This is a genomic window from Bacillus sp. Root131 (assembly GCF_001429475.1).
GTDB classification, from domain to species: Bacteria; Bacillota; Bacilli; order Bacillales; family Bacillaceae_G; genus Bacillus_A; species Bacillus_A thuringiensis_S.
In genome coordinates this window covers 2,092,983-2,119,669 of the sequence record NZ_LMJQ01000001.1, presented here as the reverse complement: position 1 = coordinate 2,119,669, position 26,687 = coordinate 2,092,983, and the positions used below count along the sequence as shown (strand labels likewise).

The following is a 26,687-nucleotide window of genomic DNA, read 5'->3' as shown; positions in this document are numbered from 1 at the left end:
TCCCTTACCAATAGTATCTTTTTTGATACTATAACACAAAAATGTGCGTACTTGTGTCTATGTTACTTTAAAAATATAATTTACTTACAAAATAAATTAACGAAAAGAGGAACTTTTATGACAAATACAAAAGAAATTACAAAAGAGAAAATTATGGAGGCTTTTCATTTCAGACATGCATGTAAAGAGTTCGATCCTATACACAAAATTTCAGAAGAGGATTTTAAATTCATTTTAGAAACAGGCAGATTATCTCCTTCTTCTTTTGGATATGAGCCTTGGAAATTTATTGTCGTACAAAATAAAGAATTAAGAGAAAAACTACAACCGTATTCATGGGGCGCTGGTGGGCAACTTGCAACAGCAAGCCACTTCGTCATTGTTCTTTCAAGAAACATTAAAGATATGCACTATGATGCAGAGTATATTAAATATATGATGAACGATATTATTGGATTGCCTGAAGACACTCAAAAAATTAGATATGAATTCTTCAAAAAGTTCCAGGAAACAGATTTTAACTTATTACAATCCGATCGTGCTGTATTTGATTGGGCATCTAAACAAACTTATATTGCTTTAGGTAATATGATGACGAGCGCAGCTCAAATCGGTATTGATTCTTGTCCAATAGAAGGATTTGATAAAGAGGAAGTAGATTCTTTACTTCGTCAAGAAGGCATTATACAAGGCGATAACTTTGAAGCATCAGTTATGGTTGCCTTTGGTTACCGTAAAGAAGAGCCAAAGCGTGATAAAACAAGACAGACTATGGATACAATTGTTGAATGGATTAAGTAATATAGCACACACAAATAATGCTCCTAATAGCTGGATACTTATACTAAAGAACTATCAGTCGTTTTTCTTATGTATGAATTTGATTTTTCATGGAAAGATATATTAGTATGTATACAGTTTGAGCGCTCTATTTTTTAGAGTCGAACAGGAGGAGAATGAATATGTCTGATATTGAAGTTGGCGAAGTGTTTACTCTTAGTGATGAGAATAACGAAGAGCAAGAAGTAGAAGTACTTGGAGCGATGGATGTCGAAGGCGCAGAATATATTGCAGTTGCCTTTGTTGAAGATATCCAAACAGAAACTGAGGAAGACATTGATATTTTCTTTTTAAAAGTAGAAGAAGATAATGAGTTTTCATACATTGAAAATGATGAAGAGTTTGATAAAGTATCTGCTGCGTTTGAAAAGATTTTGGATGAGCAAGAGCAAGAATAGTATGAATGAAAAACATGAGGGCGGATGCATATCCGCCCTCTTTTTATTTATTACTCATCCAGAGACTCACGCAGTAATTGCAGTACATCTTTCATCGCAAAAGGTCCATCTTTTTTAATATGCTCCGCAAATTCTGAAACGAGACGTAATGTTCTCACACTTTCGATTGGATGTTCTCCTGATGCACTTTCAGCTGAAAGCATAACTGCATTCGTCCCGTCCAGTACAGCTTGAAACACATCAGTCACCTCAGCCCTTGTTGGAATAGAATGATCTACCATAGATTGAAGCATTTGTGTTGCTGTAATAACATATGTATTCGTTCGATTACATTCACGAATCATCATTTTCTGTAAAAGGGGAATACATTGATATGGTAACTCTACTCCTAAATCGCCCCTTGCAATCATAATTCCATCTACTTCTTTACATATATCTTGAAAATTCTCGATTGCTTCCATCGTTTCTATTTTAGCGATTAAACTTGGAGAAGTTTCTTTATACTGTTGTATAAAATCTCGTATTTCTTTTATATGACTAGGTTTTCGTACGAAAGAACACGCAATAAAATCAACATCCTCTTCTAAAAGAAACTGAATATCTTTTTTATCTTTCTCTGTAATAGCTGGTAAACGAACAGTCGCACCTGGTAAATTAACTCCTTTATGAGATGAGATATTGCCACCTGTTTTAACCTTTGTTTCTATTTTGTCCGTACTTATCTTTTCAACAATTAATTCAACTTCTCCATCATTAATCAAAATTCTACTGTCTACTTTCACATCATTCGCAATTCCTTCATAATCAACACTTGCTTCTGTATTACTCCCTGTAACTGGTTTTGTATGTAAAATAAAAGAATCTCCTGCCTGAAGTGTAATTTGCTCTCCCTTCACTTCACCTAATCTTATTTTAGGACCTTGTACATCACCCAAAAATTTAATAGAGTCATCTAATGATTTCACTAAACGAATGATGTCTTTATGACTTTCATGCGTGCCATGCGATAAATTCAGTCGAACAATTTTCATACCATTCTTTATTAACTGTGCTAACGTTTCTTTATTATTACTTGCGGGTCCAATTGTACAAATTCGATCGATTGTCATTTTTGTCACCATCCTTTTTTTAATAAGTTTCCCATATGAACTTAAAAATAACAGAGATAATGACATGAATAGATTTAAATTTACACGAATTTCATAAAATTAAACCTGTATCCCTTGCTGGCTAAGCATTAGAAGATATATTCGCTTTTTTGCAAATGAAGACATGTTGAATCGAAAGTAAAAGAAAAGTTAAGTATGGGATAAACCATTGAGAGTTTCGAAATTTTCATATATTGTTTGAATTGAGTTCGAACTCAAAAATTTAAAAAGGTGGGAAAATTAGTGAATATGAAAAAATCTTTATCGGTGACAACTTTAGGGTTAGCGGTTTTAGGTTTTGGTTTTACTAATAACGCAAGTGCTTCAGAGGTCGATACTGTAGACAAGCAGCCCGTTTTAGTTGACTTTGATACAATTCAATCAACAAAAACATCTAGTGTTCCTAGTTTGACTGTTGCAGCTGCACCTAAGAATGACTCTAACATTAGCGTATATACTCCCTTTTTTGGTAACCCATATGCAGTTGCGAAATCGAAATCAACTACGACCGAAGACTATGTTTATGCAAAAGCAAGAACTTTCAATGGCGATGGCTCATTAGTAAATACGAAAAGTAATAGTGCAAAAAAATCATCCTTTGTAAATGCTACAGCGACCAACACAAGCGTTTATTATGGAGATGATTACGCTATCGGTAATCATACCTATAAATTAAGTGGTTATAATGATGTAAATCACGAAACAAAAGCCTTCTGGTAAGAAAGAGAAAAAAGATATGCATCTTGCATATCTTTTTTCTCTAATACTTTACATATATTGAGGTGCTATTTATGAAACAAATATATATTATTAGCGGTGTTTTACTTATTTCATTACTTACAATTTATATTTTGTTCAATACTTCAATCATACAACCTCATCCTCTTTCCATAGAAAATAAACGAGAGCAACAAACCAATACTATTTCTTACGGATTGAAGGATAATCAAGGCCAACATATCAACAATGGCAGTACAATTACTAGTGAGGATAATAAAATTAATGTAACATTATCATTCGTACATACTATTAATGAAAACCGAAAATATGGATTAATTGTTCTAGAAGATTACGAACAAAAACCTTTTAGAATAGAAGATACTACTAATGAAATATCACACTATTTTTTTGATATGAAACCAAACAGTTCAATTACTACGAAAATCTCTTTACACACCTCTCCTAATGGAAATGAATTAACCTTTTTAATAATTAAAAAACCTGAATACAAATTAAAAGATAATAACTTAAATAAAGCAGCAATTTTAGAAGATATTCTAAGTATGCGATATTCAATGCATCCTTTTCAGAAAGAAAACGAAAAAATAAAACTCTCCCTTATAGATCCAGATGCTATTTTAAAAGATGGTCTTTACGAACCATTATTTGTTACGAACCGTGAAGAGAACTTACAAACTGTCTTCTTTGAAAAGGAAGGCAAGCAATTAACCCTATCAAACGGTAATGAAACGAATGATGAAATGACTTACGCAATCGTAGCTTTTAAAGATTGGAAACAAGTTGAAATATTTAACAATAGAAAAGTCGTTTATACTAAGGTTGCACCTGAAACAAGACAAATCTTTAATTTCACATTGCCTTCAGTGGATCAGGAAAGTAATTTTCAACTCGTTGCTTTTCCATTTCCTTTTAAAGTTAGCGAAGAAGATTATATCAGTCAACAAGCATTCAGTTCCTTTCGCATCGTAATTGAAAATGATAATAAATAAGTTATACTGTGCACATTACAACAACCTAAAAAAGGCCTACTCACACGAGTAGGCTTTTGAAACTATGAAAGTTTCGTCAATAACTGATTTAAATCTTTTTTCGTTTTCGTCGTTAATGATTTCATTTTATTAATATCGATTTTTTCTTTCTCCGCTCCTACAATTAACGGATACATACTTTGACCGATTGTTTTAGAATCCGTCGGATGTGATGCTTCTAGCTCTTTTTCAATCACGTCCCACTTTTCATTAATTTGTTTGCCAAGCTTATTCACTGTTTCCAATTTTGGATTAGCAGCTAACTGCTTGTCCAAGCTATCAATTAATGCCACAACTTCTTTAACGTTCGTTTTCACAGCAACACTTTTCTTCGGATCTTTCGTTGTCTTTTCGTTATTGTTTGTGTTTGAGCTTGTACTTGTGCTTTGATCTGCTGTTTTCCCGCTAGTCGTTTGGTCATTCGTTTTTCCTGTCGTTTCTTTTTCTTTTGTTTTCACATTCTCATTTTGAGTTGACGTTTTGCCGTTACTTTCTGTTCCTGATGATTCTTTCGTATTTTTTGCATCTTTATCTGTTTTTTCATTTGAAGAAGTATTTGTTTCTTTTTCAGTATCTTTCGTTGTTTTGGACGCTTCATCTGCACTTGTCGTTTTTGCTTCTCCTTCATTTTGCGCTGTTACTTGCTCTTTCTTTTCTGCCTCTTTATCTGCTGATGGACTACAAGCTGCCATAGTAAGCATTGTACCAATTGTTATCGATGCGATAGCGACCTTTTTCATTTTCATATAAATCCCCCTATGTTTACTTTATTTATCCTCCCCTTTACGATTCGATTTCCCCTTAAAAAATCCCTTTTCATACGAATTACCATCTTTCCGACAGTAATCTTCATAATAATACGGACAAAAACTGATAAACTCATTTTAATATTCGAGTTTCTTCTACTTCATTTTTCTGCTCGTAAGTAAAAGAAAAAGAGTATATTGTCACATTAAGAATTACTATCTTTATATGACGATATACTCTTCTATCAAATTTTTATCTTTCTTGACATTTTATTTATACAAAAAAATAAAATTTCCTTTCGTTTTTTGTTTCTCAACATTTGTTAACATAATATTTTTATGAATAACCACCATTCGAGTGAATAACTTGCCCAGTAACCCATTTCGCTTCTTCACTTACTAAAAAAGAAATTAAGCGCGCAGCATCCATTGTTTCTCCAACTCTACCTTGCGGGAATTTCCATACTAAATAATGTTTTAATTCCTCTGTAATCCACCCTGTATTTGTTGGTCCTGGATCAACGGCATTAACAGTAATCCCCTTCTCCATCGCTACTGGTGCTACTGACTTTGTAAATGCTTCAATTGCCCCTTTCGTTGCTGCATATGCTAGTTCATCTGGCATTGGACCTACTGACTGTCCTGAAGTAAGATTAATAATACTCCCGCCCGTTTTAAGTGAATAATGTTTTATAAACAATGAACTTAATAGCATAGTAGCCCGAATATTAACTGTATAATGTTTATCCAACTGCTCTACATCTAATTCCTCAATTCTCGTATGAGTAGAATATACTGCATTATTAACTAGAATAGATGGATCACCTAACCGTTCTGATACCATATAAAACAAACGATTTGGCGAATAAGACTGCGATAAATTGATTTCTGCCATTTCACATCGAACATCGTAACTTTCAATTTCCTTTTTCAGCAAAAAGGGTTCTTGATCACTCATTCCCCATGGCATCGCTTTATCATACTTTGGCCAGTACGTGAAAAAAATGTCTATCCCCTTTTGAGCAAGCACCTTGCATACAGCTGCACCAATTCCATTCAGACGAGTTGCCCCTGTTACAATTGCTATTTTCTTCACCTTTTTCTCCTCCATCTATACACAGATCCCCTGCATGAATACAGAGGATCTATCTTCTTATTGAATATTTGACAGTATACGTTCAGCACCTAATTTTAACATTTTAATAAAGATATAATTTACAATCGTAAACATTACAAATAAAACGATAAACATAACCCACAGTCCGACATGAAGGAAGAAGTATAATACACTTACTCCCCCCACAATAATTAAAGCTATTAAAATATTAGCTAAAAAATTCCACAAAGTGGTATATCGGCTCTTAAATAATTTCTGCTCTGTATCCCAATGAATATCTGCAGTTTGCGCGTCCCAGCGTGTTCCGATTAAATTAATTAATAACAACCCGTTCGCACTTAGTAAAAACCACAGTATCATAAAGACTGGAGAAATCCCAGCTACAACTGCCATCGTAATACCGAATACTGCTAAAATGATCACATTAATTAACCAAGCAGTGATTGCTTTCGCAAAAAAGATATCCGAAGCCTTTACTGGTAAATAACGATTCACAAACCAAGAGCTTCCATCTCGCGAAAATGACGTTGTTGCAATGACGTTACTACCCATTAAAAATAACGATGCACAAAGACCAACACCAATTGCAAATCCTGTTGTCTTTGGATTGTTAATATACTCTGTAATAAACTTTAAATTTCCATCTTGCACAAATAAAATAAAGAACAACATAATTGGCATAACGAAAGTTTGTACAATGCAATTTAAGAAAAATTGTGGTGTACGGAATAACGTTTTAAATTCTTTTTTCACATACGCTTTTAAATGCGAACTTTGTACTGTTGATTTCTGTAAACCTTCCGCCGAAATAACTTGTTTCTTTGCTGTACTCGTTGAAAGTCCAATAACCCCTTTTAAATATGTACGCTCTGCTATGTAATAAAACAACACAAAGAAGACAAATGAAATAACTGCAAAGATTATTACATATAAAGGTCCCTTCCAATTTGCATTTTCTACTAATGCCACTGCTCCAAAATATGTAGTTGGAAAATAATTTGTCATTTGTACTAAAAGAGAAGATTGATTATTTACAAGGTATTCCGCAGCCCCATCTCCAGAAAACGCACTTTTATTTCTCCACTGCATAAATACGTTAATTCCTACAATAAATAATATACTTACGATTCCAATAAATATATTTCCTCGATCTTTATTTTTCGCTATATTTGTATACCTCATAATAATTGTCATCAGTAACGAAGCTAATACTAACGGCACGATTGGGAAGAGTAAGTAAATAAAAATCATATATATGTAATATGTAATAAATGCGCCACTTTTTAAACCGTACGTAATGAAGATTGGTAATAAAATGAATGAACTCATTACGTATTGTGTAATTAATACCGTTAAAAATTTTGCCGAAATAATTTGCGCTGGTTTTAATGGTAACGGCAGTAACATTTCAATATCATTGCTGTAGTAAAATACAGTTAAAATGTTCGTTATACTCATTAAAAATACCCATATACTCGCAATCGCAAGTCCCATTGCAATAATCATTCCCGGCCCTTGCCCTAATTGTTTCAGACCTTCATACATTCCGTGCGTCATCGAACCAAATATTAAAAATCCAACAAATAAAATAGCTGCAAATGAAAATAAATACGCCCATCGCTTCTTCTTATCTGCTATAAAATCTGCGTAATTTAACTTTAATAGTACCTTCGTTAACGTCCAAATTTTACTCATTGCCCGTCATCTCCAAGAACATTTTTTCAAGTGATTCATTGGATTTAAAATGATCTCTCATTTCATCTAAATTTCCTTTAAACTGCAAATTCCCCTTATTAATAATAGCAACCCGGTCACATATTTTTTCCGCTACTTCTAATACGTGTGTAGAGAAAAATACAATCTTTCCTTTATCCGCATGTTCTCTCATCATTTCTTTTAAAATATATGCAGATTTCGGATCAAGCCCTGTTAACGGTTCATCTAAAATCCATACATCTGGTTCATGCACGAGCACACCAATAATAACGATTTTTTGTCTCATACCGTGCGAATAACTTTGAATTTGATCAGATAATGCATTATAAAGATCAAACTTCTTCGCTAAAGACTCTATTCGTTCTTGTCTTACTTCTTTCGGCACTTCATACATATCAGCCATAAAGTTTAAATATTCAATTCCTTTTAAACGTAAAAACATATCTGGGCTATCCGGCACATAACCAAACGTCTTCTTCGCTTCCATCGGCTCTTCCATAATATTTTTTCCGTTAATCGTAATCGTCCCTTTGTCCACCCCGTGAATGCCAGTAATCATCTTAATTGTCGTGGATTTACCCGCACCATTCGGTCCTAAAAATCCAAAGATTTCGCCGCTAGGTACAGATAAACTTAAATCTTTTACTGCATAGGTAGACCCATTATAACTTTTTGACACATTCGTAATTTCAATCATTCCATCCAATCCTTTCCTTAATTACCAAATAACTATATTGATATTATAGCATACTTCTATTTTAAGATTTTTACATTTTTCAGTTTATTTAACCTTTAAAATAAATATACACCCCTAATCCAACAACTAAAACGACAGCTAGTATAATATAAATCATTGTTAATCGTTTAATATTCCCCTTTGTCGCTTTGCTATAATTTGCATCACCATTCCGCCCAATTAACACCGTCGCAATGACAGTAATCACTACAAGTAATACAACGATCATGATCCAAGTTAGCATTTCTTCCTCCCCCTCCTTACAACCATTTTACAATATTATCCTCTTTATTTCGCAGCATATTTCCTCTTTTTACTATTATTATGAAGCAAACTGGAAAACTATTATTACCATTCCTATCCAATTGTGATATATTTGTAACATAACGTGACTTATTTCTAACAACGTAAGGAGGACCTATCATGAAAACAACTTGGATAAAATATTTAGGATTTCTCGGTTTCTTCGGTTTCCTCGGATTTTTTTATGAAAAAGGATTGTTTACTATGTTCTGTTTCTTCTCCTTTTTCACATCGTATAGAACAGTTCAACACGATGAACTGTTTGAACAAATTGTCAATAAATCGTGTCGCAATGCATTTATCGTTACATTACTAACTACCGCTATCATTATATTTATTGAAATGTTATTTCCAAACCCGGCGCTACAAGAAATTGATATCGCTCTTATTTTCGGCACACTCATTATTACGTTCGGTTTTTCTATGTTCTTTTATGATAAACCTGTTGATGAAATGGAAGATGCACCATGGCGTTCGTAACGAAGATAAAAGAATACCGCGCAAAATTGAACATGACACAAGAAGATTTAGCGAAGCAAGTTGGTGTACGCCGTGAAACAATTAGCCACCTTGAAAAAGGTAAGTATAATCCTTCATTGCAACTCGCTCACGATATAGCGAAGGCACTTCATAGTACGATTGATGAGATTTTTATTTTTGAGGATAAATAAAAAATACCGTCATTCTTTCCAAGAAGAATGACGGTATTTCTCATCGATTATCCATATAAAACCGCATGAAATACGCCTAATAGTAAGTATTGATCCTCCATGTAATCTCCATCATATGCATTCATCTCGATGTAATACATATCTTCCTCAAGACGAATATTCCAATCTGCGATTAAATAGCCTTTTCGTAATAATTTTCCCATTCCAAATGAAGTTTTATGAACAACATATTCTTCTGCCTTATATGTAAAGGTAAATATAAAATTTGCATCCAATAACTTTCCGTCACATACAAGTATTTTATGCTCTGCATCATTATTATCGATGTACGTTACTAAAATCTTTCTTTGGCGCTGCCTACTTACATCCTTTGCAATGACGCGAATATTGTTCTTAATATCCTTTATTTCATAAATGATATTACTACCAATTTTCGGAATAAAATCCAGCACTCTCATCAGCGTATTTTTATAATAGCCCCTTACTACGCCTACTTGCTCGCTTCCATTATAAACCTCTATCGGCGTCGTATCTGCTTTGCTATCACACGGTCGTTTGTAAGAAAGCTGCATCATTCGCTCTCCTCTTAAGTACTGATCAAACGTCACAGGATATTCTATCGCACGCAGTTCCTTATTTAGCTCATATAAATAGCATTGAACGCTCTCTACTAATGTTTCAGTAGAGATACGCTCTTGAAGTTCAAATTCTTGCCAGCTGGAAGAAACATTCCATTGGTTATGATCCTCTTCATAGAATAAGCCAAGAATGACCTCTTCACGGTCAGCCGTTTCATATTTCATAGGCACGTTTTGCCCGTGTTGAACTTGTTCCATCCACTGACCTAAATAAATGCCCAGCTCTGCAACCTTCATACATGATTTTTGAAAAAATACTCTGTCACCCATACAAATTGTTAAATCCCCTTCGATAAAACCATTTGTATAAGCAACATACCGTGGCTCATCCTTCTGCGGGAGATTCTTGTCTAACTCAAATAAAAACGTTAACATCCTTCATTCACCTCTAGTTGTTACACTAATCATACATGACATCGCATCACTCTGAGAAACTATTTATATACGTATATTTAATTCACGCATTATAACACGTGAATGACCTTGTATAGTAGCGTTATTTTTTGTTCTATATCTTAGTATATGAACTTATATGAGCGATTTTTCAAATATATCTATCGCAACTTACAATATATCATCGATTTGCCGACAAATATCAGCACAATTAAAATGAAGCTACCTTTTCTTCCGCCACTCCCAAAATTTCTAAAATTTGTAGCAGACTCTCCACTTCATAAGTCGGCTTAACTTCTGCCCTATTTTCTTTCAAACTTGGATTATACCAACACGTATCAATGCCGAAGTCTTCTCCGCCTTTCATATCAGAAGTTAGCGAATCTCCGACCATTAGTACACTTGATTTATCCGTAATTCCAAATTTCTCAAATGCATAATCAAAAATCTCACGCGCTGGTTTTTGATGACCAACTTCTTCAGAAATAATAATGTGATCAAAGAAATTACATAAAGGCGAATTTCCGATTCTTGATTGTTGCACCTTCGTATATCCATTCGTAATAATACCTAACTTGCAATCTTGTAGATTTTCACATAATTGTACTGCGCCTTCTATAAGGTGTACTTCTTTCCCTAAGTTTTCAAGATATACATCACTAAATTGCTGCGCATCTACGTTTATATTATGAAGTGCAAATAATTGTCTAAATCGATCTACTGCTAATTCACTTAGCGTAATCATTTTATTTTCTAAATCTCTCCATAATCCATTACTAATCTCTTTATAACTTGCAAGATAATCATTATACCCTGTAGGCATACCAAACTGTACAAACGCATTATGTAATGCGTGTCTTTCCGTTTCAGGGAAATCTAATAATGTATCATCTACGTCGAATAATATAACTTTGTATTTCATGATGTTTTCCTCAACTCCTATATTCTCATAGCTTAATTATAACAACAATAAGAAAAGGAGGCTAATTAAAACCAGCCTCCCTTCTTCTTACTTATCTTCCAGCAATAACTCTTTCATTTCCTCTAACGACTCTTTCGTAAAGCCAAGAGCCCTTTCAGCGTATGCTTCAACTGATCCGTATTGCTTTTGAATTTCACCAATCGCAGCTTGCAAGTATTCAGCACGTGCTTCAAACATTGCACCTAATATCGCTCTGCTCTCATCGTTTTGTAATTTCGCACCTAAAAAGGCCACCATTTTTTCATTTAGCTTTTCACGAAATCCGTTACTTAGTAAGTAGTCTTCCATTACTGTTTTTTCTGGTACACCTAGTAAAAGTAGTAATAATGCTGAACCAAATCCAGTACGATCTTTTCCAGCTGTACAGTGGTTTACTAACGGTAAGTTTTCCGGGTTTTGCGCTAAGTTTAAGAAGCTCACGAATGCCTCGTTACCACTTACGAAACCTTGATTCATTTTCACAAGATATTCACCTGGTTTTCCTAACATAGAAAGGTCACCAACTTGGAAAAACTCATTTATATTTAAGTCTTTCGCTAAGTCTTGCATAACTGGTAAGCACACTTGACGAGCACCCGTAATCTCTGGATTCGGCTTATGCTTCACTTCAAAGTCTGTACGGTAATCGCAAATTAACTTTAAGCCAGACTTTTGTAAATAGGCAATATCCCATTCAGTTAGCCCTGCTAATTCTTCAGAGCGGTATAATTTGCCCCATTTTACTTTACGGCCTTCAGTCGTTTCATATCCTCCCATATCACGGAAGTTAAACGCACCTTGTAATGGCAATCTACGCTCGGCTACTGTTACTGCTTGTCCATTACTTCCTACTAATCTAAAATATGGACGTTCATTTTCACTCGGGTTTTCAATTGTATATGATAATTCTCCATTTACCGTTGCAAGTAGTTCTCCATTTTCTTCAATATGATCTGGTGAAGTACTCCAATAAATACGAACTTCTTCTATATTATTTTCCCACTTTATTTGTAACGTATTATCTTCAATTCTTTCTACAGTTGCTTGTAGCCAATTTCTTTGCTGCTCCATTCTTTCACCAACGCTTTCTCATATAATCGAATCTTTCTTTATTGTATTATAGGAATATCTATTTTGTCGTTCTCATTTTTCTTTTTATCTTACAAAGAGGCAAAAAGTTCTTTTACTTGTTCATAAGTTGTACACGGATTCCCTCGAAAGACATATGCAATTTGTTCATCACCTAAATCTTTATATACAACTGTCCCGCGATCAGGGTGCGAATAAATAGTCCCCTCCCGCTATACGAGTTCGAGAATATAGACCATTCATCCTCCTAAAACACCCTCACATACCGCTCAGTACAACTCAGCAGCTGACATCCGTTCTTTTCAAAAACATCCTTCATCCACTCATTTTGTACATTTGTCTCACCAATATAATAAGATGCACCTATTTCCTTTAAGACAAACATCGCACCTGCAAATAGTGCAGCTTCATATCCCTTATTACGCATATTTGGAGTAACTGCGAAGTACATAAGTTTCCCTTCTTCTAACGTACCTCTTTCAATATGCGGAATTACAATTCCTATCGGCTCTTCATCGACACTTGCTGTTAAACAATGTTCTTTCCATTGCTCACCAATTTCTTGTAGCATCATATGCACAAATTGATCATGAGCGACTGGTTCTCCCGTCGCTTCATTCCACAGTGAATAAAAAGCCTCTTCTCCAACTTCTTCAATAAGCTTAAAATCAATTTCACTTTCTACATCTTCTACTTCATATATATCTTTAAATACAATCATGTTTTCAGTAATATATTCAAATGAATACGTGTCGAAACATTTTTTATACACATCATAATTTGGGCTTTTTGAAGAAGTTTCAAAATGTAAGTTTTCTATTCCCTCTTTTTCAGCCTCAGTAACGCAATACTGCATCATTCCCTCTAATTGCTCTTCTGTAAAAATCTCTGCATTATTTTCTTTTATCATAATAGAAGAAGCACTTCTTCTTATTTTAAAATGTTTTTCTAACTGTTCTATCGTCGTCATATTCTTCCCTCATCTATATCATACTCGAATTTCTAATCGTTCTCCTTGCATGAGCAGGATTGTCCTTGAATATATAGAATACTAGAAAAGATCGCATCTTTAAAGTGCGGAGGAGGTTCTCCATTGGATATTACAGCATTGCAACAACAGTTAGAGCTTATACAACAAAATGACTATACGCAACTGCAACATATAGATGTAAATGAGTTAACTTTGAACATGCTTCAGTATATCGGAACGACTGATAGCTACGTTCGTTACCAACTTATATATAAATGTTTTGCGCATTTCATTCATCATGAATTCCTTATGGACGATCAGCTGAAATTACTTCTGCAAACTTGTTTAAGTGATGAGTATTTATATTGTGACATTTACTCCCCACATACAGATGGGGTTTTCACACGTTCTTACACTGTTTCGTTAATTGCGTTAATACTCCAATTCGCTAATTCGCACTACTTTTGTACAGAGGAGGATATCGAAGAAATAAAAAATAAACTCATTACATATACAAACTTAGAAACGGATTTTCGAGGCTATATTGAAAACAAAGGATGGGCTCATTGTCTTGCTCACGTATCTGATGCTTTCACCGAAATTGTTCATAATACGTATACGACCTTTGAATGGTACGAAGAATTAATTCATTGTTTATTAAATAAAATTTTTATTCCATCTGACCTTTTTCATAATAATGAAGATGAACGCATTGTTACTCCATTACTAGCAATGCTGTATCATGATTTTCCTCAAAACGAGTTAATTTCTATTATTCATAAAAAAATAAAAAGGCTTCCTCAAATTAGAAAACGCCTTTCACTTAATGAGTATTGTATTTTATGCGCCAACATTAAAACCTTTTTACGCACATTATTTTTCAGAACGAAAGATGACCATAACTTAGCTTTTACAGCGCGTAAAACAGAAAGAATGTTAAAAGAACTCCCTAACTATTATTAAATACAAGGAGCAAAAATATGGGCTACATTGAAGACATGAGAAATCTAGTAGGAAATCATCCACTTATTTTAATAGGATCACATGCCATTATATTAAATGAAAAAGATGAAGTATTACTGCAGCTTCGGACAGATTTTAACCGATGGGGCATTATTGGGGGTGCCTTAGAATATAACGAAACGTTAGAAGGTGCTTTAAAACGAGAAGTATTTGAAGAAACTGGACTTATTATTAAAAATCCAGAACTATTCCGTACATACTCAGGGCCAGATTTCTTTGAAATCTATCCAAACGGCGATCAAGTACATGGTGTACTCGTTGTTTATATTTGCCGCGAATTTCACGGGGAGCTTATATGTGATAAAACTGAGTCAAAAGAATTACGTTTCTTTCCGTTTGATGAGTTACCTAGTACTCTTCATCCAGTCATTGAGGGGATTCTTCGCGATTTTCATCACTCTAATTAAAAATATAAATAAAACAACCTCATTTCCCGTCATTACAACGTGAAATGAGGTTGTTATCGTTCACCGTAAATCCCTATTTCCTCAAAATGATATTAACGCTCTCTTTCTACAACTTTATATCCCTTTATAAAAAGGATAGTTATATAAGAAACAATAAATGAAAGAATAGTATACATGCCAACCCAAAAGAAAAATGCTGGATCGTGCACTGTAACACTTAACATAAGAAAAATAAGAAATGTTACAATTGGCATCGCGTAAAATGTACCTACTTTATATGTCACAGCTATTGAAAAAATACAAATAAGCAATGGATATATACAGAAAATAAAAATGATTTCACTCAATGTTATGTCCCCCTTTCTGCAGAAATAATAGGTTTCTCGTAAACATTTGGGGGAACAACAAAATTTTATTTTTTATTAGTAAATATAATGTTAGATTGTTATCTCAATCTGATTCCCTTCAGGATCACTTACTACACTTTCATAGTAACCATCCCCTGTAGTTCGTGGGCCGTTTAACACAGGGTACCCTGCTTCTCTTAATGTATGAGTTAATTCGTTCACCTTTTCTTTATTACCTACAGAAAAAGCAATATGCGCATATCCTACTGTTTGTGTTTTTATTTTATCGTCTATCCCTACTTGTCTCATAAGTTCTAGACGCGCACCACCTTCAAAAGTTATGAAATAAGATTCAAACTGCTTTTTCGGATTGTGATATAAGCTATTTTCTTCACCACCGAAGTACTGTTTATAGAAATCACACATTCCTTCTAAATCATTCACCCAAATTGCTACATGTTCAATTTTCATAATCGACACCTTTTCTTTTATGCTATTCAATTGACAATTGGATGCTTCATTGCCAGCACATTTAATTTTCTTTATTCGTTCTAGTAATCATAAGATCAAGTCCAAGACTTTTTAATCCATATAAATAATCTTCTTTCCAATTACTCACTGTTATTTTCGGAATATGTTCCGCCGGAATGTACTGCGGACAACTTTTTACAATTTGATCTATTACAAATTGATTCACTTCATCATCACAGAAGATAAACGTATGAGGGTTAATAATAGCTATACATGTAGCTATTAAACGAGTAATAGCATCTATATTATATTCCTCTGAATTATGCGAATCCCCACTTCTCAAAGCTTGTAAGAAATTTTTATTATCATACTGCGGAACGAAAGATATCTCTCCTGAGAAAAATGTACTTCCGCGTACGACATCTCCATTTACCATAATCCCCGCACCTGGGCCATTTTGACCTGAATACAAATATACAAGAGAGGAATTGTCATTATTCCTCGTGTTTTTATGATACCCGAGCACTGCAGCATTCATATCGTTTTCTATTACTACTGGTATAGAAAACAGTTCCTCAAAGTGACTTTTCAAATTAAAATTTTGAAACTTTTCATATCCAGGAATATAGAAAATACGCCCATTATCGACCGCACCAGGGACACCAATTGATATAGAACTTATTTTTGGAAACATAGCTATAAGACTTTCTATATGTTCTGTTAATACGCTTAGTCCCGCATCAATTAATGCACTTGAAGTACTCCCTTGTTCTTTTACTTCCCCTAAACAGTTAAAAATTGTATAATTCGTCTCATTTTTTTCTAAAAATATCGCTAATCCTAACATATATTCTGGATTATACGCATATCGTTTCGCTCTTCTTCCGCCACTTGAATCATCTAAACCGACTAAAGTGACTTCACCATCTTGTTTCATATTTTCTATAAATTTACTTATCGTTGGAAAACTAATTTCTAATGTATTACTAAGTTCAACTTTCGTCGCACTTCCTTGCTCTAGAAGAGCCGTACGAATGCCGCGAAGGATCGTCTCTTTAATTGATTTTTGAGTAACAAATTGTTCACTCAAATCGCTCACCACCTTAATCAACATACTTATTAAACACTTTTAATAAGTTGCGTTGACAATATATCATACATCATTTTCTAAAGCAATAGAGATGATATATTTCCGCTGCATGCAACCCTTATTTAGCTCGATGTATTCTCTCTTGTAATAGACGATACAATTCCAGACAAAAGAACAAATAATAAAACAGCTAGCAAGGCATTACGTATTCCGAATGCTTCCCCAAGTATCCCTAAAAATGGTGGTCCGACTAAAAAGGCTGTATAACCAATGATAGAAACTGCAGCAACATTAGAAGTCGCATTTTCACGGTCATCTCCAGCAGCTGACAGACCAATTGGGAACCCTAGCGCTGCACCAATCCCCCACAGTACTACGCCAAATGCTAGAAAATACGAATTACTCCCAAATATTACGATTGAAATTCCTAGAATCGCCATCATAATAGTGGCACGTACGACAGCGACACGACCGAATCGATCAAGGAAATAGCTGCTACACATACGAGTTAACGTCATTGCTAATACAAAAATTGCGTACATAATAGAACCTGCCACTATACTTTGCTCATGTCCATCTACCATCACGATAGGTAGCCAATCATTTGCACTACCTTCTGCAAATGCCATTCCAAGCACAAAAAGACCAATTAAAAGCACCTTTTTTTCCATACGTAAGGAAGTACGCTTCTCTCTCCTTTTGTTCCGCGATTTCTCCTTCTTTCCTGTTCCATGCGGAAGAAAACGATACACCATACATACAAGTAATAGAAACATGACCGAAATCACAAGAAACTGATACAGAATCGGGATGTGAAGCGACGCTGCGACAGAACCACTGAGCGCGCCTACTAAAGTTCCTACACTAAAAAAGCCATGAAATTTTGGAAGAAGAGTTGTTCCTAATTTCTGCTCAATGGAAGAACCTTCTACATTCAATGCGACTTCCGCCAATCCGTAGCCTACTCCAAATACTAGTAAGCTACTAAAAGCCCCCATACTAGAAACAAAATAAATATTTATACCTAAACAAATCAATCCAACAATCATAAAAAACATGCTGCCTATAATAACGTCTCTAGCTCCCTTACAGTCAATGAAGCGGCTTGCACTCAGTAAACCAATTATTGAACCAACAGATAGTCCGAACAAAATCCAGCCCATTTCTGCATTTGACACTGCTAACATATCTCGAGTAGTTGCTGTTCTTGAAATCCATGTAGCAAATGCCACACCTGGCAAAGCAAATAAGAGAAAAAGAGCATTTCGAGAGGCAAGTAATCTCTTTTTATGATTGTCCGCACTATATTTCTCCATATGAAACACCTTTCACATTGTCTATACGATAATTTACGAACTGTTGAAAACGCCCTTTATTCTTCTATCGTTTTAATAACTTTAGCTGGATTACCACCAACTACTACATTATGAGGTACATCTTTTGTCACAACTGCCCCTGAAGCAATTACAGCGTTGTCTCCAATTGAAATACCAGGGTTAATAATAGCTCCCCCGCCAACCCAAACATTGTTACCTACCTTTACTGGCTTTCCATATTCTTTACCAGAGTTCCGCTCTACCGGATGCAACGGATGCGTAGCAGTATAAATGTGAACACCTGGTGCAAACATACAATTATCACCGATTCGCACTTCACAAACGTCCAAAATCACACAATTAAAATTTGCGAAAAAGCTCTTTCCAACATGGATATTGTAGCCATAATCACAACGAAAATCAGGATTAATTTGGGCTTTCCCATCAGCTGAAGAACCTAAAAGCTGATTTAATAACGTAAAACGTTTTTCATCTCCTATCTCCATCGCCTCATTATAAAGGCGTGTTAAACGTTTTGCTTCAGTTCTATCAGCTACTAACTCTTCATCATCTGGCATATACATTTCTCCTGCCACCATCTTTTCTTTCTCCGTTTTCATACATTCATCTCCTTTTTTATTGAATGAGATCCACTTATTAAACTTCTTTAATAAGTGACTTTAATTATACTTATTAAACAAGTTTAATAAGTATCCCTATATTAGCATATTTTTTAATATGTGCAACTAATAAGTTTTGAAAGGAAATGTGAATTCTTACTTCACCTAATGATATTACTTGGTGGCATTTAACTAATATAATGATTGATCCATTGTTTTTCATTAAAACCATTGAGACTCATCATCATATGAAATCCTCTCCTTTAGGGGCTATACTATACATTTATTAATGAGCACACCAATATTCAAATCAATTGTTAATAAAAAGAGATTGACCCAAAAGTAGCTGAATAGCAACTTGGGTTAACCTCTTTTATTTATTATCCTTATTTAACTCTTCTACAATGTCCCTTTTCCCTATTCTATTAGCAAAAGGTATAAAAATAATAAGGACTATTCCGAACATCCCCGCTATTACCGTTACGATAAGTTTGAAATCAAAAAATACAGGTGTACGATCTATTATACTTACCATATAGGTTAATAATGCTCCTATAACAGCCCCTAGTACGATTCCAATAAGTACATATAAATTAACTTGCGTCAAAATAATTTGTACAATCCCTTTTTTCTTAACTGTTATTGCTCGTAAAATAGCATACTCTTTTCTTTTAGATTGAATATTATTTATAAGTGTATTACATACCCCTAATGTTACACTAAACAAAATTACTACAATAACAACGATGAAAATGGACCACCTTTGCTGAAACATTAAATTAGATTGTTTTAACGATTGAGTATAACTATTTATTTTTAATTGTGGATATTGACCTTTCACTTTCTTTAATTGCTCCAACGTCTCTCTCTCGTTATTTGAACTAATAAATGCCCGCTCAAAAACTGTATAATCTTGTTTATATGTTACATTACTCCAATCCATAAGTACTGAAGGAGAGTTCGGTAGCTCGTTAACAATTAATCCGATTTCTACCTTACTAGTCGGTCTAACTTTTTGTTCCTGTTCTGAAAATAGACCCAATTGAACGATATCACCTACATGAAGTTTATACCGCTCCGCTAACTCTTTTGTAACAATTATACTATTCTCCAAATTTGCAGGTACTTCTGACAGTAATCCTTGCTTTTCCATTTCCTTTAAATCACCTAAATTATAGTCAAAAGTAATATAATTTTCACCTTGTTTTAATTCTGTCAGTGAGTTCGTACTAATTGTACTAGCTCCTTTTACACTACTTATTTCTTTAAATATGTTTTGTATATGAGGTAAGGTAATGGTTGAATCATTAGTCAAACGATTTTCCACAACAATATGTGTTGGAAATTCTCGTTTTAAATATCTTTCATTATTTTTTTGCATCGTTTTAAATATAGTGGAGCCGAAGACAACTATCACCATCATTGTACTTATCATTAAGATAACAAATGTATTTTTTCTCACTTGTGGAATTAAATTTTTAATAGCAACAAATGTATTCCTTCCAAATATTTTTTTCATCATAGGTAGACATAATTTTAATATCCAAGAAAGATAAATAGGAAATAAAACATACACTCCTAAAACAAGAAATATAGATCCTATTAATATCACTATCGCCTGCGTATCTCCAGTATTTGCTACAAATCCACCTAAAGCAGTTAAAACTATGCTACTAATTAAAAGGAATTTCCCCATAATACTGCGTGTTTTATTATTAGAAAAATCAGATTCTTCATTTTCGCGCATAAGCTTTACTGGCAATATTTTCGAACTTCTATATGACGGATATAACATAAACAGTTCAATAAAAAAGATACTACAAATCACAGTTACAATTGCTAGTTTATAGTCGAAACTCATCGAATTAATTTGAAAAGCAAATAAATGCTCTAGCCAACTTTGTAAAAAACGGTTACTTATTACAGCTAGTAACAAACCAAATATTCCACCAAAGAAATTAATTACACTACATTGAATGAATATAACTGTAAACATTTGTTTCGTTGTTGCTCCCATTGATCGCATAATCGCAAATTGACTTTTATATTTATATAAAAACACTTCAAAATTAGACATTAATAATAATGAAGTAATAATAAGTATTAATACAGATAAAATAACTATAAAAATATGTAATGAAGCTAAGTTACTTTTTAAAAACTCGTCTTCCTCCGCAATATCGATTCTTAATTCTTTGTCTATTTTATGAATTTGATTAGACAAAGCTAGTACATCCGCATTCGCTTTTACTTTTATCAACACATAAGTAGCTTCATTGTGTTTACCCGTTTTTTCATATACGTGCTGTTTCACCGCACCTTTCGATAAAACGAGTATATCTGGAGCTGAACCTCCAGCTTCTATATCAGATAACACTTCTTTTACTACATAGGATTTATTTTCTATTTCAATCTTTTCCCCAACGTTTACTTGTAGAGTTTCTGCTAATCCATGATTTAATGTTACTTCTTCATTTGATAGATTTTTAGAAAAGTGATATCGACTTTTCGATAACGAATCATTTTGAACACCTACTGTATAAATAGCGGTATTCAATTTATTCACTTGCAAATGATTTACTAATACTTTTGATATGTATTCAATATTTTTTTGTTCTTTAATATTTTGTAGTAAAGATTTATCCATCAACTTATTTTGATCAGGGTTATATCCAACTGATAAATCCATATCTCCATATACATTTTTCACTTCATTTATAACAGACTGTTTCGCATGACTCGAAAATACAACCATCGTAATAATTAGAGAAACAGCCAACATAACGCTAACTATAGAGGAAATAGCAGTGAATTTATTCGTCTTAAAAAAGCGTAAACTTAATCCTCGTACTGATTTTATCATTTTGATTTCTCCAGTAATTTTTTAAATTTATCTAAAATGATATTCATATCATTTACTCCATGAGTACACGTATAATCATCAACATTTTCTCCATCATGAAAGAAGAGAACCCGATCTGCATACGTAGCAATGTGAGGATCATGAGTAACAAGAATCATACTTTGATTGAATCTTTGTTTCATATCGACTAGTACTCGTAAAATATCATTAGACGTATTGAAATCTAAATTTCCAGTAGGTTCATCTGCAAGAACAATTGGAGGAGATGTTATTAACGCCCTACCAATTGCAACACGTTGTTGTTGTCCCCCAGAAAGCTGAACTGGTCGATGATTTCTCCAATTTACTAAACCAAGAACATCTAATATTTTATTTGTTTTTTCTCGTATCTCCGCTTCTGAATCAGCTGATAATATGAGGGGTAATGCAATATTTTCTTCTACAGATAAATCCTTTAATAAATGGAATGACTGAAAAATAAATCCTATGTTATCCCGCCTGTATTCCGTCGCATATGGTTCAACAAACATATTGTTAGGCACTTCACCATTTACATATACAACTCCCTCATCAGGCTTGTCTAAAGCACCAAGTATGTTAAGTAATGTACTCTTCCCAGATCCACTCGTCCCCATTATGGCAAGGAGTTCTCCTTTATTTAACTCCAAAGATACATTTTGTAACGCCCTAACATTTGTATCTACACTCTCATATGTTTTACTTAAATCTTGAACTGCTAACACAACTTCACTCATCATTATACACCTCAACATTATTAAGTTTTATTCCCTTCACCAAATTAACCTGAATTAAAATTTTTTCTTTCAAATTACTAGGTGGTACAATTTCTGTTCCTATTTGAACTAGTAACATTTTTAATTCGAGAATTGTAACCATTTCTATCCCTCCCTCACTCTATATTGGTAACAAATTTAAATTTCGTTCGATTTTTTTATAAAAAAACAAGGGAACGCTCAAATCCAATCCGTTTTTTAATTTCCGCTAAATTTACCTTCGCAATTCCTCTTGCCCGCTCGGCCCCTTTTTCTAACGCTTCGTATAATAAATTTGGCTCATTCATATACATAGCGTATTTCTCACGAGGTCCGGCTAATTCGCGGTCTACAACGCGAAACAACTCTTTTTTCACATCGCCCCATCCGATTCCAGTTTCATACTTTTCGCGCATCGACTGTATTTCATCTTCCATCGCAAATTCTTTATATGTCATAAATAATGTTTCTAGTTCTTTCGGTTCATTCGGAAGTGAAGAATCTGTTTTGATTTTAAATATTAATTTTCGTAGTTTTTCTTGATCTGCAAATAATGGGATTACATTTCCGTAACTTTTACTCATCTTCCTTCCATCAAGACCAGGTAAAATGGCACCTTCTTCTTGTATGACATACTCCGGAAGCGTAAATGTCATACCAAATGTATGATTAAAATACGTCGCAATATCACGAGCAATTTCAATATGCTGAATTTGGTCTTTTCCTACTGGTACATGCGTCGCTTGAAATAGTAATATATCAGCAGCCATTAAAATCGGGTACGTATATAATCCCATATTCACTCCCGCATCTATCTCTAAACCTGCTTCTTTATTTTGCTCCACCTTCGCTTTATACGCATGGGCACGATTCATAAGCCCTTTCGGAGTTAGGCAAGCTAATATCCAAGCTAATTCTAGAATCTCCGGCACTTCTGTTTGCCGATAAAAAATAACATCTTCACCAAGTCCGAGTGATAACCAAGTAGCGGATACCTCTTTCGTATAATTACTAAACTGACTTGGATTATGTACAGCATTTAACGCATGATAATCAGCTATGAAATACAATGCTTTTCCTTCATTCTTCTTTGACATTTGCAATGCAGGTTTTATCGCCCCAATATAATTCCCTAAATGCGGATAACCTGTCGGCTTAATTCCTGTTAACATTATTTTTTCACTCACACTAACTCCTCCTTTCTCAAAATAAAAAGAGCCTCTCATCCTTAAAAAGGACGAGAAACTCCCGCGATACCACCTTAATTAGCTATCATTATAGCTCACTTCAACTTCTTAACGTGAAGTAACCGTCTTTACCTACTCATTTCAGTTAGAAGCTCCAGAGCCCATTCCATATTCATCCCTTACTGATTCTCACCACATATCAGCTCTCTGAAAAGTTTCGAATATGTACTCTTCTCTTTCATTGCTTTTAGGTTTTTTTTACAGTTTATCACATTTAACTTTCAAATAAACCTAAATTTTCCGTTTTATATAGCAGGAATTTCCACTTCAATTGTCTAATCTTATATAGGTTTGCAGAAATATTCAAAACAACTTTGGAGGTTTTTTCATGGTAAAATATATATCCATTTTAGGTTCCACAGGATCCATCGGCACATCTGCATTAGATGTTGTTTCAGCTCATCCTGAACATTTCAAAATCGTCGGTTTAACCGCAAATTATAACATTGATCTTCTTGAGCAACAAATCAAAACGTTTCAACCTCGTATTGTAAGCGTTGCGACAAAAGACTTAGCAGACACGCTTCGTACGCGTATTTCAGCAAATACAAAAATCACACACGGGACTGATGGCTTAATTGCAGTAGCTACTCACCCTGATTCAAATCTTGTATTAAGTTCTGTTGTCGGTGTTTCAGGATTACTCCCAACAATTGAAGCATTAAAAGCGAAGAAAGATATCGCTATTGCTAATAAAGAAACTTTAGTTGCAGCTGGACATATTGTAACTGAACTTGCGAAACAAAACGGATGTCGTTTAATTCCAGTTGATAGTGAACATTCAGCTATTTTCCAATGTTTAAACGGAGAAAATAATAAAGAAATTGACAAGTTAATTGTTACAGCTTCTGGCGGTGCTTTTCGTGATAAAACACGTGAAGAAATGAAAACATTACAAGCGAAGGATGCTTTAAAACACCCCAACTGGCTAATGGGTGCAAAACTAACGATTGATTCTGCCACGTTAATGAATAAAGGTTTTGAAGTAATGGAAGCGAAATGGCTATTCGATATTCCTTATAAAAAAATTGATGTTATGATTCATAAAGAAAGTATCATTCACTCTTTAGTGGAGTTTATTGACGGATCAGTTATGGCGCAGCTCGGTGCCCCTGATATGAGAATGCCGATTCAATATGCGTTTCACTATCCTACTCGGCTACCTTCTTCCTATGAAAAATTAAATTTATTAGAACTAGGTAGTTTACATTTTGAAAAACCAGATTTAGAGAAGTTCCCTTGTCTACAATACGCATATGAATGTGGCAAAATCGGTGGTACTACCCCTGCTGTATTAAATGCAGCAAATGAAATTGCAAATGCACTGTTTCTTAAAAACGAAATTGCCTTTTTCGATATTGAAAAAACAATTTACACAACAATTGAAGCTCATCATAACGTAAAAGATCCTTCATTAGATGCTATATTGGAAGCGGATCAATGGGCGCGCCAATATGCAAATGAATTGTTAATAAAAAAGAGCTAAAACAGTTCCCACTGTTTTAGCTCTTTTTTCACGTATTCAACTTAACAAATCTATAACCGTGCGTAACTAACACTTTTAATATCGCGTATCCTGGAATGGCTAAAATAATGCCCATAATCCCGAATAAGTTTCCGGCAGTTAAAATGATAAATATGATTGTAATTGGGTGAATATCTAGCTTTTTCCCCATTACTTGAGGAGAAATAAATTTACCTTCTGCTAATTGTACAACCATCATAACAATGATTACTTTTAACACCATTGCTGGCGAGTCAATAAATGCGATAATTAACGCTGGTGTAATAGCAATAATTGGTCCTACGTACGGAACGATATTTACAATCATCGCTAAAATCGCAAGTAGTACCGCATATTTAATACCGATAATAAGGTAACCGATTAATAGCATAATACCGATAAACAAGCTCACGATAATTTGCCCTCTAATATACGAGCTAATCGCATAGTGCATATCATCTAGTATTCTCATTGCTGCTGGTTGTCTTTGTTCTGAAATGAATTTTAAGAAGTGATTCGGCAATTGTTCGCCATCTTTTAAAAGATAGAACAATATAAATGGAACCATTACAAATGTTAAAACAACCTCTGTAACAGTACTCAAGAATCCAGTTACATTCCCAGTTACTGATGATAATGACTTTGTAAAATCAACTGTATAGTCTTTTACCATATTCGCAACATTAATATTTAAATTCTCCTGAATTTTACCAAGTAAATTACTTTCCCCGAATCTACGCGCTGCTTGTTCAATCTCATGGCCAAAGTACGGTAAGTTATCAATTAATGCATCAATTTGATCTTTAATAATAGGGATAACAGTTACAACTAAAAACACAAATAATCCGATTACTATTAAGTATATTGAGGCTATCGATACGATTCTTGAAACACCTTTCTTTTCTAAAAGTGAAACGAATGGATGCAAAATATAGAATAGCACGCCTGCCAATAGTACTGGGAAGAAAATTGTTTTTAAAAATACGATAAACGGTGTAAAAACAAATGATATTTTTGTTAGTAATAAAATATTAATAAACAATAACGCAAATCCAAGCAATACCGCCAAATAATTTTGTTCTCTAAAAAACTTTCTTAACTTATCTCTTTTTCTTATATTTATTTTCTCCAATGAAACCACCTCTTCGAATGATGAAAAGCCCTTATTCAGGGCTCTTCATCATAATCTATATCTCTATTTCCTTGCAGCTTTCACTACAAATGATACAATAAGAATTAACACGATTGCACCTAATAATGCCGGCACGACATGAATCCCACCAAATGATGGCCCAAAGGATCCAAATAATCTACCACCTAACGAAGCACCTAATAAACCTGCGATAATATTTCCGAACATACCACCTGGGAAATTTTTACCCGTTATAGAACTAGCAATTGCACCTATAATAGCACCAACTATTAATGTGATAATCCATCCCATTTTTAGTCCTCCATTTCTATTATAGTTTGTATGATTCAATACAAACATATGTATTTATCATTGCTAATCATATTTCACTATAGAAAT

The 26,687-nt window shown here is 34.1% G+C and carries 30 protein-coding genes and 1 other annotated feature; of the genes, 9 read left to right on the top strand and 21 right to left on the bottom strand.

What is annotated here, in order from left to right; all coding sequences use genetic code 11:
• Positions 1-117: 117 nt before the first annotated feature.
• Positions 118-801: an NAD(P)H-dependent oxidoreductase gene (locus ASE54_RS10650; RefSeq protein WP_000185604.1), complete on the top strand. Its 684-nt coding sequence runs from the start codon at positions 118-120 to the stop codon at positions 799-801.
• Between the two features lie 155 nt (positions 802-956).
• Positions 957-1,238 carry a DUF1292 domain-containing protein gene (locus tag ASE54_RS10645; RefSeq protein ID WP_002005464.1) on the top strand — a complete coding sequence of 94 codons (282 nt, stop codon included), beginning with the start codon at positions 957-959 and terminating at the stop codon, positions 1,236-1,238.
• A 50-nt stretch (positions 1,239-1,288) separates the two neighbouring features.
• Here ASE54_RS10645 and ASE54_RS10640 read toward each other — a convergent pair whose 3' ends face one another.
• Complete coding sequence (locus tag ASE54_RS10640) at positions 1,289-2,347, bottom strand: pyruvate kinase (RefSeq protein WP_000151075.1); 1,059 nt, start codon at positions 2,345-2,347, stop codon at positions 1,289-1,291.
• A 282-nt stretch (positions 2,348-2,629) separates the two neighbouring features.
• Between ASE54_RS10640 and ASE54_RS10635 the strand changes: the two genes are divergently transcribed.
• Both ASE54_RS10635 and ASE54_RS10630 read left to right on the top strand, forming a co-directional pair.
• The gene (locus ASE54_RS10635) at positions 2,630-3,106 is read left to right on the top strand and encodes a hypothetical protein (protein ID WP_001056355.1); all 477 of its coding nucleotides are present in this window, start codon (positions 2,630-2,632) and stop codon (positions 3,104-3,106) included.
• Positions 3,107-3,177: 71 nt separating this feature from the next.
• Positions 3,178-4,116 carry a hypothetical protein gene (locus ASE54_RS10630; RefSeq protein WP_000810164.1) on the top strand — a complete coding sequence of 313 codons (939 nt, stop codon included), beginning with the start codon at positions 3,178-3,180 and terminating at the stop codon, positions 4,114-4,116.
• A 62-nt stretch (positions 4,117-4,178) separates the two neighbouring features.
• Here ASE54_RS10630 and ASE54_RS10625 read toward each other — a convergent pair whose 3' ends face one another.
• From ASE54_RS10625 to ASE54_RS10605, 5 genes are all read right to left on the bottom strand, one after another.
• Positions 4,179-4,901, bottom strand: coding sequence for a hypothetical protein (locus tag ASE54_RS10625; protein WP_000782525.1), 723 nt, complete (start codon positions 4,899-4,901; stop codon positions 4,179-4,181).
• A gap of 337 nt (positions 4,902-5,238) precedes the next feature.
• Positions 5,239-5,997 (bottom strand): SDR family oxidoreductase, encoded by a 759-nt coding sequence (locus ASE54_RS10620; RefSeq protein ID WP_002082465.1) that lies wholly within the window; start codon positions 5,995-5,997, stop codon positions 5,239-5,241.
• A gap of 57 nt (positions 5,998-6,054) precedes the next feature.
• Positions 6,055-7,713 carry an ABC transporter permease gene (locus ASE54_RS10615; RefSeq protein ID WP_000036853.1) on the bottom strand — a complete coding sequence of 553 codons (1,659 nt, stop codon included), beginning with the start codon at positions 7,711-7,713 and terminating at the stop codon, positions 6,055-6,057.
• Positions 7,706-8,431, bottom strand: coding sequence for an ABC transporter ATP-binding protein (locus ASE54_RS10610; protein WP_000570204.1), 726 nt, complete (start codon positions 8,429-8,431; stop codon positions 7,706-7,708). The genes ASE54_RS10615 and ASE54_RS10610 overlap by 8 nt, the downstream gene beginning before the upstream one ends.
• A gap of 88 nt (positions 8,432-8,519) precedes the next feature.
• Positions 8,520-8,714, bottom strand: a complete 195-nt coding sequence (locus ASE54_RS10605) for a hypothetical protein (RefSeq protein WP_000958863.1) — start codon at positions 8,712-8,714, stop codon at positions 8,520-8,522.
• A gap of 179 nt (positions 8,715-8,893) precedes the next feature.
• On the opposite strand from ASE54_RS10605, the gene ASE54_RS10600 reads away from it, so the two are divergent.
• Both ASE54_RS10600 and ASE54_RS10595 read left to right on the top strand, forming a co-directional pair.
• On the top strand, positions 8,894-9,253 hold the full coding sequence (locus tag ASE54_RS10600; RefSeq protein ID WP_000859207.1) for a DUF3796 domain-containing protein: 360 nt from the start codon (positions 8,894-8,896) through the stop codon (positions 9,251-9,253).
• Entirely contained in the window at positions 9,241-9,444 is a 204-nt protein-coding gene (locus ASE54_RS10595; protein ID WP_000896294.1) for a helix-turn-helix transcriptional regulator, read from the top strand. The genes ASE54_RS10600 and ASE54_RS10595 overlap by 13 nt, the downstream gene beginning before the upstream one ends.
• Before the next feature lie 47 nt (positions 9,445-9,491).
• Here the strand turns inward: ASE54_RS10595 and ASE54_RS10590 are convergent, their stop codons facing one another.
• From ASE54_RS10590 to ASE54_RS10575, 4 genes are all read right to left on the bottom strand, one after another.
• Positions 9,492-10,457: a hypothetical protein gene (locus tag ASE54_RS10590; RefSeq protein ID WP_000955111.1), complete on the bottom strand. Its 966-nt coding sequence runs from the start codon at positions 10,455-10,457 to the stop codon at positions 9,492-9,494.
• A 229-nt stretch (positions 10,458-10,686) separates the two neighbouring features.
• A complete protein-coding gene (locus tag ASE54_RS10585; protein WP_000875914.1) occupies positions 10,687-11,397 on the bottom strand; it encodes a YjjG family noncanonical pyrimidine nucleotidase in 711 nt (236 codons plus the stop codon).
• A gap of 87 nt (positions 11,398-11,484) precedes the next feature.
• Positions 11,485-12,507, bottom strand: coding sequence for a tyrosine-protein phosphatase (locus ASE54_RS10580; protein WP_000437804.1), 1,023 nt, complete (start codon positions 12,505-12,507; stop codon positions 11,485-11,487).
• A 265-nt stretch (positions 12,508-12,772) separates the two neighbouring features.
• Positions 12,773-13,495 (bottom strand): GNAT family N-acetyltransferase, encoded by a 723-nt coding sequence (locus ASE54_RS10575; protein WP_000207413.1) that lies wholly within the window; start codon positions 13,493-13,495, stop codon positions 12,773-12,775.
• A 123-nt stretch (positions 13,496-13,618) separates the two neighbouring features.
• Between ASE54_RS10575 and ASE54_RS10570 the strand changes: the two genes are divergently transcribed.
• Both ASE54_RS10570 and ASE54_RS10565 read left to right on the top strand, forming a co-directional pair.
• Entirely contained in the window at positions 13,619-14,458 is an 840-nt protein-coding gene (locus ASE54_RS10570) for a DUF2785 domain-containing protein (RefSeq protein WP_000355454.1), read from the top strand.
• A gap of 17 nt (positions 14,459-14,475) precedes the next feature.
• Positions 14,476-14,925 carry an NUDIX hydrolase gene (locus ASE54_RS10565; RefSeq protein ID WP_000540465.1) on the top strand — a complete coding sequence of 150 codons (450 nt, stop codon included), beginning with the start codon at positions 14,476-14,478 and terminating at the stop codon, positions 14,923-14,925.
• 92 nt (positions 14,926-15,017) lie between these two features.
• Here ASE54_RS10565 and ASE54_RS10560 read toward each other — a convergent pair whose 3' ends face one another.
• From ASE54_RS10560 to ASE54_RS10525, 9 genes are all read right to left on the bottom strand, one after another.
• Positions 15,018-15,272, bottom strand: coding sequence for a YbeF family protein (locus ASE54_RS10560; protein ID WP_001289513.1), 255 nt, complete (start codon positions 15,270-15,272; stop codon positions 15,018-15,020).
• Positions 15,273-15,362: 90 nt separating this feature from the next.
• Positions 15,363-15,743 (bottom strand): VOC family protein, encoded by a 381-nt coding sequence (locus tag ASE54_RS10555; RefSeq protein ID WP_000687550.1) that lies wholly within the window; start codon positions 15,741-15,743, stop codon positions 15,363-15,365.
• A gap of 61 nt (positions 15,744-15,804) precedes the next feature.
• Positions 15,805-16,833, bottom strand: a complete 1,029-nt coding sequence (locus ASE54_RS10550; RefSeq protein WP_000003031.1) for an ROK family protein — start codon at positions 16,831-16,833, stop codon at positions 15,805-15,807.
• A gap of 122 nt (positions 16,834-16,955) precedes the next feature.
• Positions 16,956-18,149 carry an MFS transporter gene (locus tag ASE54_RS10545; RefSeq protein WP_000417594.1) on the bottom strand — a complete coding sequence of 398 codons (1,194 nt, stop codon included), beginning with the start codon at positions 18,147-18,149 and terminating at the stop codon, positions 16,956-16,958.
• Between the two features lie 56 nt (positions 18,150-18,205).
• On the bottom strand, positions 18,206-18,769 hold the full coding sequence (locus tag ASE54_RS10540; protein WP_000845634.1) for a maltose acetyltransferase domain-containing protein: 564 nt from the start codon (positions 18,767-18,769) through the stop codon (positions 18,206-18,208).
• A gap of 373 nt (positions 18,770-19,142) precedes the next feature.
• Positions 19,143-21,632, bottom strand: a complete 2,490-nt coding sequence (locus ASE54_RS35675; RefSeq protein ID WP_000597768.1) for an FtsX-like permease family protein — start codon at positions 21,630-21,632, stop codon at positions 19,143-19,145.
• Positions 21,629-22,387, bottom strand: a complete 759-nt coding sequence (locus ASE54_RS10530) for an ABC transporter ATP-binding protein (protein ID WP_000005818.1) — start codon at positions 22,385-22,387, stop codon at positions 21,629-21,631. The genes ASE54_RS35675 and ASE54_RS10530 overlap by 4 nt, the downstream gene beginning before the upstream one ends.
• On the bottom strand, positions 22,380-22,529 hold the full coding sequence (locus ASE54_RS36310; RefSeq protein WP_000256361.1) for a hypothetical protein: 150 nt from the start codon (positions 22,527-22,529) through the stop codon (positions 22,380-22,382). The genes ASE54_RS10530 and ASE54_RS36310 overlap by 8 nt, the downstream gene beginning before the upstream one ends.
• A gap of 55 nt (positions 22,530-22,584) precedes the next feature.
• Entirely contained in the window at positions 22,585-23,631 is a 1,047-nt protein-coding gene (locus ASE54_RS10525) for a tryptophan--tRNA ligase (RefSeq protein WP_003260476.1), read from the bottom strand.
• A gap of 4 nt (positions 23,632-23,635) precedes the next feature.
• Positions 23,636-23,843 (bottom strand) — a binding site (T-box leader).
• Between the two features lie 137 nt (positions 23,844-23,980).
• Between ASE54_RS10525 and ASE54_RS10520 the strand changes: the two genes are divergently transcribed.
• A complete protein-coding gene (locus tag ASE54_RS10520) occupies positions 23,981-25,138 on the top strand; it encodes a 1-deoxy-D-xylulose-5-phosphate reductoisomerase (RefSeq protein WP_000241790.1) in 1,158 nt (385 codons plus the stop codon).
• A 28-nt stretch (positions 25,139-25,166) separates the two neighbouring features.
• On the opposite strand, the gene ASE54_RS10515 is transcribed toward ASE54_RS10520, so the two are convergent.
• Together ASE54_RS10515 and ASE54_RS10510 are read right to left on the bottom strand one after the other, a co-directional pair.
• Positions 25,167-26,288: an AI-2E family transporter gene (locus ASE54_RS10515; protein ID WP_000411479.1), complete on the bottom strand. Its 1,122-nt coding sequence runs from the start codon at positions 26,286-26,288 to the stop codon at positions 25,167-25,169.
• A gap of 63 nt (positions 26,289-26,351) precedes the next feature.
• Complete coding sequence (locus ASE54_RS10510; protein WP_000539733.1) at positions 26,352-26,600, bottom strand: GlsB/YeaQ/YmgE family stress response membrane protein; 249 nt, start codon at positions 26,598-26,600, stop codon at positions 26,352-26,354.
• Positions 26,601-26,687 lie beyond the last annotated feature (87 nt).